This window comes from Actinomycetota bacterium (genome assembly GCA_035536535.1).
GTDB lineage: Bacteria > Actinomycetota > JAICYB01 > JAICYB01 > JAICYB01 > DATLNZ01.
The window spans coordinates 1-8,836 of sequence record DATLNZ010000001.1; the positions used below are offsets into that span (position 1 = coordinate 1).

Below are 8,836 nucleotides of genomic sequence, written 5' to 3' on the forward strand. Positions count from 1 at the left end.
CTCCACGCGGCGGGGGCGCAGGAGCCCCGACTCGAGCAGCTCGGCGGCGACGACGGCAAACGGCTCGGCCCCCAGGTACTCCGCGCATCCACCGGCCTCGGCGACCACCCGCCTGCCGTCGGCCAGCGCGATCGCCTCCGCGACCGCCTCTCGAAACTCCGCGGCCGCCGGACCCCTGTCGCGCAGCAGCGCGCCGCAGCACGAAGGGTGCACGACACGAACGCCCACGCCCGCCGACTGCAGTACCGACACCGCGCTGATGAGCACCGACGGGTCAAAGGCGACCGACTCACACGAAGGGACGTAGACGAAGTCCGTCGTTCCCCGCGCCTCGGTCTGCAGCGCCTCGCGCACCGCCGCGCCTACCGGCGGCAGCGGGTCCACGCCGTAGGGCGACCCGGTCTCCCGGACAAGCCTGACAAGGTCCGCGGCGTCCACTACACGACCGACGAGTAGGCCACGACCCCGCGCTGCACGCAAGCGACCGCGTCGCCGAGCGTCTCGTGGAGCTCTCCCGGCTCCACCACCTGTCGCAGCTGCTGGAGGAGGTCGACCACCTGCTTGGCCCACCGGACGAAGTCCCCTGCCGTGGTATCGCGGTCGCGGAGGATGTCCTCCAGGGTCGCGCCGCGTGCCCACTCGTAGATGATCGACATGAACCCGGCGTCCGGCTCTGACAAAAACTCCAGGTTCTGTCGCTGCTCGACATCGGCGATCGACTTGTAGAGGTTGGCTATGCGCCGCTGGTAGCGCGACAGGTGTGGAGTCGGTGCGCTCTCGGGCTCGTCGCGGCCCCGTGCGGAGTAGACGAAAAGCGACGCCACCGCAGCCATCTCCTCCGGATCCAGCCCCCCGAACCAGCCGCGCGTCAGACACTCGACGACCAGCAGGTCCGACTCGTTGTAGATCCTGCGCAGCGTCTCGCCCTTCGGCGTGAGCTTCCACTCGTCCACGTACTCAAGCGACCGCAGGACCTCGAGAACCCGTTCGAACGTCCGGGCCAGCGTGCCTTTGCGCCTCTTGACCTTCTTGCGGAGCGAAGCCGCATCCTCCTGGGCCCTGGACAGCCGCTCCGCCCACTTCAGCTCCTCCATCAGCTGAGGACACTCGTGGCACGGATGGGACTCGTAGGCCCGGACGAGTTCTCGCGCGGCGCCCCGGTCCACGGACGCCGGCCGCCGCGCGTCCAGCGCCAGCAGGTTGCGAACAAGATCCCTGCGGACCTTGGGCGAGCGCCACGATTGCCCCCGCACGTGCATCCTCGCGACAGGCTCCGGCGGGACACGGAAGTCGCGGGCGGTGATCCGACGGAGCTTTCGGTCCGCGGTCATCACCGTCAGCCGCGGAATCGCTCCGGCCGCAACCCGAGGCTGCTCGAGCACCAGCGCCTTGCCCAACCCGTCGCCCCAGATGACGTCGCCCGGGGCGAGCGCGGCGAACGCCTCCCGGATCCGCTGGGAGCCGCGGTGAGCCGCCGACGCCTCCTCCGCCTCGTGCCGGAGTCGCCGGTACTCCATGATGTCGCCGAGTTCGCACACCGCCTTTTCCTGAAGCTCCTTCACGTCGCGGTCCGCGTCGGACAGTCGCCGCTCCGCCGCAACGACGTCGCGATCGGCGCTGAACTGGGCGAACGACGAGTTGAGCATGTGGAAGGCGTCGCGCGGCTCGTAGGTCCGCACGAGGTTCACGGCCATGTTGTAGGACGGCCGGAATGACGACGTCAGCGGGTAGGACTTGACCGTAGCCAGGGTCGCCACCTTGTCCAGGGGGACCCAGGCGTTGAACAGAACCACCGCGTAACCGATCGAGTCGATTCCGCGGCGTCCCGCCCGCCCGGTCAGCTGCGTGTAGTCCATCGGGGTGAGCACCTCGTGGCGGTCGCCGGTGAACTTCGTCAGCTTCTCGATTACAACGGTGCGCGCCGGCATGTTGATGCCCAGCGACAGGGTCTCGGTGGCGAACACCAGCTTCGCCAGGCCGAGCGCGAACAGCTCCTCGACCGTCTCCTTGAACACCGGGAGCATCCCGGCGTGGTGCGAGGAGATACCGCGGGACAACGCTTCGACGAACGTCCCGAAGTCCAGCGCCCGCATGTCCTCGTCGGACAGCGCCGACGAACGCATCTCCGCGAACTCGCGTATCCGCTCGGCCTCCTCGCGGCTGGTCAGGCGGATCCCGTAGGCCAGGCACGACTGCACGGCCCGGTCGCAGCCGGCGCGCGAGAAGATGAAGCAGATCGCGGGCAGCATCCGCTGCCGGTCCAGGACCTCGGCCACCTCCACCCGGCTGGGGGTGTGTTGGCCGCCTGCGGACCTGCTCCGCCCGGCTCCGCCCGCTCCACGAGGCCCGGCCCGGACCGCCGACTGCGCGGCGCGCGCCCAGGTCCTCTTGAGGTCCGAATGCACGCGCGCCGACCCCTCCTGCTCCAGGAGGGGATAGAGCTCAGGGCCCACCATGGCCATGTTCCGAAGCTCGACGGGCCTTTCGCGCTCCACCACCACGCGCGTCGTCCCGCGCAAGGTCTCCAGCCATGCGCCGAACTCGGCGACATTCGAGACGGTCGCCGACAGACACACGACCCGGACGTCGCTCGGAAGGTGAATGAGCACCTCCTCCCACACCGCGCCGCGATAGTGGTCCTGCAGGTAGTGGACTTCGTCCAGGACGACCCATCGCAGGCCCTCCAGCGTCGAGGACGACTCATAGAGCATGTTTCTCAGGACCTCGGTCGTCATCACCACGAGAGGGGCGTCGCCGTTGATCGAGTTGTCGCCGGTCAGCAGGCCGACCGACTGGGCGTCGTGGCGGGCGATGAGGTCACCGAACTTCTGGTTGGACAACGCCTTCAGGGGCGTGGTGTAGAAGCACTTCGTGGAGTCGCGGCGCGCGAGCCAGCAGGCGAATTCCGCCACGACCGTCTTGCCCGAGCCGGTGGGAGCCGCCACCAGCACGGACTCGCCCTGGGCCACCGCCGTGAGCGCCTCCACCTGGAACGGGTCCAGCGGAAAGGGCAGGCTCTGCGCGAACTCAGAGACCAGGGGGTTCATGTCGGCGCCGGGGGACGGCTCGGCCTCCGCGGCCGGTTCTGGGACGTCCGGAATCACGGACGACGACGTGGGGGGCGCCCCGCCTGCGGACGCGGCGTCACGGGCTTGCTCCATCGGACACGAGTCTACGCCGGGCCCCCGCCTGATTCCGCGAGGTCAGGGAACCCCCGCCTAGCGTTTCAGGAGCCGCGACAGCAGGATGCTCGCCTCGAACATGAGGTACAGAACCGACGTCAGCACCCCCATCGTCAGGATGTCCACGCTCGGGGTCGCCACCGCGGCCAGCACCGCGATCCCCACCAGCACCTGGCGGCGGTACCGGCCCATCTTCCGCGAGGACACGAGCCTCGTCAGCGTCAAAAACATCAGGACGACCGGAAACTCAAAGGCCAGCCCGAACGAGATCAGGTACAGCATCGTGAACCCGATGTAAGCCTTGGCCGTCAGCAGCGGGCTGATAGCACCCCCGGTGATGGCCGGGCTGATCAAAAACCGCAGCGCCTGCGGAAGCGTGTAGTAGGCGAACACCACCCCCGAACAGAACAAGGCCATCCCCACGACCACAAAGGGGATTGCGTACCGCTTCTCCTTGCGCTCCAGGCCCGGAGAGACGAAGCGCCAGAACTGGTACAGCACGACGGGGAAGGCCAGGGCGAATCCCACATAGGTCCCCAGCTTCAGCCGCGTGGTGAACGCCTCCAGCGGCGACGTGAAGAACAGCCGCCCATCGGCGGGTCCCGTGAGGTACGGCCGCGCCGGCGCGACGACCAGGTCGACCACACGGTCGAACAGGCTCCACCCGAAACCCGACCCGATCGCAACGGCTACCAGGGTGATGACCAGGCGCTTCCGGAGCTCCGACAGGTGCTCCAGGACGGTCATGCCCGCCACCGGGTTGCGGCGGCGCCCCCGCCAGCGCCGAAACCGACTAAACAAGTCTCAGGAGCGCTCTTCGGGCGGAGGAACCTCGGCCCCCGGGGGGACGACCTCCGGTGCCTGGTGCTCGGCCCCCGGGGGGACGATCTCCGCGGCTTCGTGTTGCGGCTGCGACGGCTCCGTCCCCGGCTGCTCCGTCCCCTTCTGCTCGGGCGGCCGCATGTAGGGGAAGTTCTCGTCTGTGGGCTCGTCCAGCGCTAGGCCCGTACGGACCTCCTGCTCGAACTTCGTGGAGACACGGCGGACCTCGCCCAGCGCCTTGCCGATCTGCCTGGCGATCTCGGGGAGGCGCTGGGGGCCGAACACGACCAGCGCCAGGACCATGACGATCAGAATCTCCCCAAAGCCGATGTGTCCCATCAGGCGATTCTAAGTCCGGGGGACACTGCGGGGACGCACGCTCAGATCAGCGCGAAGACGCGCCGGGTCCTGTCCGGCCACTCGACGCAGTCCGGACAGTAGCGAGGCCCGATCTGCGACGGGTCGCGCTCCCGGTACTTTGAGGCGAACAGCTTCGTGTACTGGTCGATCGCCTCCGGCCAGGAGGCCCAGCGCGTGAGGCCGTTCGGAGCGTCCCACCCCCACGCGTTGTGCCCGCGGTGGAACTTGCCGTACGTCGACTCCGTGCCCGAGATCGCCACGATCAGCCGCGGGTCGACCCCGTACTTGAGGCCGGCAACCACGATGTTCTCCGCGAACGGCGCCATGGGCGACTGCCGCGGCGTCAGAAAGCGGCTGATCCTCTCCACGGTGATCCGCTGCCCGTCCACCCCGATGTAGACGGGACGCGACGGCGTTCCGGCGACGGGAGCCGGAAGCGTGCCGATGCTCCTCGGATCCGCCACCTGCGTGAAAGTCGTCGCCGGGATGGTTACGGCGCCGGACGCCGCGACCACCGGCTCCTGGGGGGTGACGACGCCCGCCGGGATGGGCGGAGGAGGCTTTGGAGGACGGACGGCCGTCAGCGGCATCAGCAGCAGCATCAGCAGTGCGACGACCATCGTCGCCGCCACGACCACCAGCCTCGTCAGTTCCGTCTCCCGTCTTGTCCGCTGCGGCCAGTGTGGTGCACAGCACCGGGCGGGACAACAACCTCATCAAGGCGCAAGCGGCACCTCCACGACCACCGCGGCCCGCGGCGCCCTCAGGGCAAATCCCGTCAGCACGCACATCACCTTCGGAGGACGGACCTCGCGCAGGCTCGCGTCGTCCCTTCCCTCCAGCGCCTTCAGGTCGGACATCACCTTGGCCCTCAGCTCCCGGACGCCCCTCCGGCGCCAGTGGGGGGCGAGCCGGCGCGCTCCCTGCCGAAGGAGGCTGCGCGCTCCGTAGCAGTTGCCCCGCTTGAGGTGCTCGTAGCCGACGGAGACCTGGATCAGCCCCCGCAGCATCTCCCTGCGGGGACCGGACGCTCGCCGCCAGACCTCCTCCCACTCCTCGTGGGTCTCGAAGAAGGCGCCGGAGTTGAACAGCCGGGAGCCGGCCACCAGGTGCGCGTGCTCCTCCGGGGGCGTGAGCGGATGTCGTGCCCGGGGCTGAAGCGGCGTCAGACCCCTACTACCGACAGATGGTCCGGGAGCACCGTTCCCAGGTCGCCCTTCAGGCGCCGTTCGAGCAGAGCCAGGTTCAGCACGTCGTCGCGGTTGTACCCGAGCAGGGTCTCCAGAGCTTCGCGGCTTCCGTTGGTCCATCGGTCCCACAGCAGCATCGCATCGTAGCCACTGAGGCCGTGCCAGACGCGCGGGATCCCCAGCGTCGACTCGATCGCCTTCAGGCCGCCCCGGAGGTTCGCCCTGCGGCACTGCAGCACGAGGTCCTCGGACCGGTAGTCACGGAGCATGTCCAGACCCGTCGCCCGCCCGAGGACGGGCAGGTCGAACTGTTCGCCGTTGTAGGTGCAGATGGTGTCCACGCCCGACAGGACCTCGGAAATGTGATCAGCCGACACAGCCGGCGCAACCAGTTGCACGGTCCCGCGGTCTGGACGCAGGACGCCCACGACCGTGACCTCGCCCGAAAAGGACGTCTCGATGTCCAGATATGCGATCACGCCCGGAGCGTAGTGATCCGCGGCGACAGGCTCTTCCGGGTCCCGCATCCCTCGCTCGCCACAACGCAAAGGGGGCCGCAGCACCAGGCTGCGGCCCCCTGCGACGCTTCAACGCCTCTAGCCGGCACTCACCTCAGATACCCGGCACCGCCTGGACCGCATCGTCGCTGTTGTTCGACGCGTTGGAGTCGGAGGCCGAGGACACCGTTGCAGTATTGAAGACAGTGCCTCCAGCAACGATATTCACCGGCACCACGACCGCGAACGTGGCCGTCGCGCCGGGGGCGACCGCAGGCGCTGAACACTGGTTGCCGGCGCAGGTCCACCCCTCACCCGACGTCAGGGTCACCTGCGCAGGGGCGATGGCTGCCCCAGTCGCCTGGTCCACCAACGTCGCGTTAATAGCGGGGGCTGTGCCCTGGTTGGTGACGGTGACGGTGAACCGGGCACCCCCAGCCGAGAAGCCGGACGGTTCTTTCGTCACCGCCAGGTCCGCTCCGGATGTCGCGGGCGCTCGCCGCGACAGGACCGGACCCGCGTGAGCCCGCCCGATGAAGTTGGTCGCTCTGGCGTTCCCGGACTCGCAGTCCGAGCCGTCCGAGACGTTCGTCAGCCGGGCCCTTACGTTTCCACCGACCGCCCCGAAAACCTGGGCTCCCGCGACACAGTCGCCCGAGCGCGCATCGGCGTCCTGATCGATGTCGATCCGGTTGTCTCCGTCGTGGACGATGTCCGCCGTGATGGCGCGGCGGCCTCTGAGGTCAAGGTGCGACTGGGTCGAGAGCCTTCCCTCGCTCAAGCTCCCCGCAGACAGCGGCGTACGAGCTCGTGACCCGACTGAATGGGAGACACCCTGCACGGCCCTGCGCTCGGCGATCCTGGTTCGGGCCTTGGACGCGGCCCCCTCGAAATGACCCGCGGAGGCGGAACCCGCCAGCGCCCAACTGCCGGCCGCGACGACCGACACGACAAATACAGTTCGCAGCAACCTGTTCATCGACTGCCCCTTTATCTGGTGAGCGAGTCCCAGATCCTGACGCAGGAAGGCAGCCGCGTCCAACACCCGTGGTCAGGCGGTAGCGCCCTCCGCGTCGCGGATGCGGATCGCCAGCGTGCGCAGCAGCTTTTTGGCCACCGCGGGAGCCTCGTTGAGCAGGGTGCCGAAGCTGCGGCCGTCGAGGACGAACATCGTCATCGGCGTCCGGGCCGTCACGGTCGCCGTCCGGGGGCCTTGGTCCAGCAGGGACATCTCCCCGAAATGGGAGCCGGGCCCCAGCCTCGCCACGACCTCGCCGTCGATGTGGACGTCGGCCTCACCGTCGGCGATCACGAAGAACTCGCGGCCCGGGCTCCCCTCGCGCGTGAGGACCGAGCCCTGCCCGATGTCCACCGTGTCGGCCAGGGAGGCGATCCTGGCCAGCTCCTTGCGGGTGCACGACTCGAAGAGTGCCACGTCCCCGAGGGCCCTGATCTTGTCGGTGCCGCGTGTGGTAGCTCGCATGGATCGCCTCCCTGGTCCACGGTTCGACCGAAACCTACAGCGGGATCGGACGCGCTTCCGCGTCCTTTTTCACACTCAGCGCTTCTTCCGCTCGTACAGGGAAAGGATCCGTCGCGCCGCCTCCTTCACGCTGGCCGCAAGCGCCGCGGGCTCGACGATCTCGACGTCCGGACCGAGCCTCAGCAGCAGCTTCTCGAGCCAGGGAAACGCGGAGGTCCGGAAAGAAAGCTCCCGGCGTCCGCCGCGCAGCTGGGTGGAGGATTCGACGGGCAGGTACTCGCCGAGCGACACGCCGGCGCTCTCCGGGACCCGCAGCGTCACCCGTTCGTCCTCCGGACCGGGCACGTACAGCAGGGGCGGGGGCAGCTGGGCGTCGGCCTCGTCCGGGGGTTCGAAGGTGTCCTGCGTCACCTCCAGCGACTTCACCCTGTCCAGCCGGAACATCCGGCGGCCGGACACGTCGTGGCACCAGCCCGAGGTGTACCAGTGGCCGTACGAAGAGAACACCAGGTACGGGTCCACCCGCCGGGTGCTGAGAACGTCGCGGGAGTAGGAGTAGTACTCGATCGCGACCGTCCGGCGCTGGGTCACCGCTTCGCGCAGCAGCGGCAGCCAGCGGGCCTCGCTGGATTCCAGGTGGACCTTGATTCGCTCGGCGAGGTCCGCGACACCGCCGTCCTGCGGAAGCAGCGCAGCCGCGAGCTTGTCCAGCGCCGACTTGAGCGGAGCCAGCTCCTGAAGTCCCTCGCTTCCGTTGCGCCCGATCTGCAGCATCTCGACCAGGGCGTGCGCCCTCACATACAGCGGAATGGCCTCCGTCCGGGTGATCCGCAAAGGCTTGGCGAAGTAGTCGGCCATGCGGATGGAGACGTGGTCCTCGTCCACCGATACCTCGATGAGGTCCGCCGGCGTGTACTCCGGGAGCCCGCACAGGAAAAGCAGCTCCAGGTCCTCCACCAACTCCTTGCGTGACGTCGAGAACCTGCGGCTGAGCTCTTCGATGGACACGCCTGGGTTGCTCACGCAGAACGGCACCAGCAGCAGGATCCGCTCGAGACGGCCGAGGCTGCGCCGGCTGTCGGCCGCCGCCGCGCGGGAAGCGGCCCCCGCCGGTTTGGTGGCCTTGCCGGAGCCGCTGGGCCCGGACGGGGCCCTTCGGCGCGGCCGCTTGGCCTCCGAGATCGCCTCCAGCCGGCCCACGACCGCCTTGCGCATCCGGTCCGGCGACCGCACGATCGCGTCCTCACCGAAGCCGATGACCCACGAGACGAAACCGTCCTCGTCCACCACCGGGAGCCGGAC

General features: G+C 68.8%; 10 protein-coding genes. All 10 read right to left on the reverse strand.

Going from position 1 to position 8,836, the window contains the following annotated elements; translation table 11 throughout:
* Nucleotides 1–438: hypothetical protein (locus VNE62_00005; protein HVE90673.1), on the reverse strand; the 438-nt coding region annotated here is incomplete at its 3' end.
* A complete protein-coding gene (locus tag VNE62_00010; GenBank protein HVE90674.1) occupies nt 438–3,161 on the reverse strand; it encodes a DEAD/DEAH box helicase in 2,724 nt (907 codons plus the stop codon). The genes VNE62_00010 and VNE62_00005, both read right to left, overlap by 1 nt.
* A 57-nt stretch (nt 3,162–3,218) precedes the next feature.
* Nucleotides 3,219–3,929, reverse strand: coding sequence for a twin-arginine translocase subunit TatC (tatC, locus tag VNE62_00015; GenBank protein HVE90675.1), 711 nt, complete (start codon nt 3,927–3,929; stop codon nt 3,219–3,221).
* 57 nt (nt 3,930–3,986) lie between these two features.
* Nucleotides 3,987–4,343: a twin-arginine translocase TatA/TatE family subunit gene (locus VNE62_00020; GenBank protein HVE90676.1), complete on the reverse strand. Its 357-nt coding sequence runs from the start codon at nt 4,341–4,343 to the stop codon at nt 3,987–3,989.
* A gap of 41 nt (nt 4,344–4,384) precedes the next feature.
* Nucleotides 4,385–5,002, reverse strand: coding sequence for a hypothetical protein (locus VNE62_00025; protein HVE90677.1), 618 nt, complete (start codon nt 5,000–5,002; stop codon nt 4,385–4,387).
* 78 nt (nt 5,003–5,080) lie between these two features.
* Complete coding sequence (locus VNE62_00030; protein HVE90678.1) at nt 5,081–5,470, reverse strand: DUF309 domain-containing protein; 390 nt, start codon at nt 5,468–5,470, stop codon at nt 5,081–5,083.
* A 59-nt stretch (nt 5,471–5,529) separates the two neighbouring features.
* On the reverse strand, nt 5,530–6,033 hold the full coding sequence (locus tag VNE62_00035; protein HVE90679.1) for a ribonuclease H-like domain-containing protein: 504 nt from the start codon (nt 6,031–6,033) through the stop codon (nt 5,530–5,532).
* Between the two features lie 133 nt (nt 6,034–6,166).
* Nucleotides 6,167–7,030, reverse strand: coding sequence for a hypothetical protein (locus VNE62_00040; GenBank protein ID HVE90680.1), 864 nt, complete (start codon nt 7,028–7,030; stop codon nt 6,167–6,169).
* Between the two features lie 72 nt (nt 7,031–7,102).
* A complete protein-coding gene (locus VNE62_00045; protein HVE90681.1) occupies nt 7,103–7,534 on the reverse strand; it encodes a cyclic nucleotide-binding domain-containing protein in 432 nt (143 codons plus the stop codon).
* Nucleotides 7,535–7,609: 75 nt separating this feature from the next.
* The coding region (locus tag VNE62_00050) for a WYL domain-containing protein (GenBank protein HVE90682.1) at nt 7,610–8,836 on the reverse strand (1,227 nt) is incomplete at its 5' end.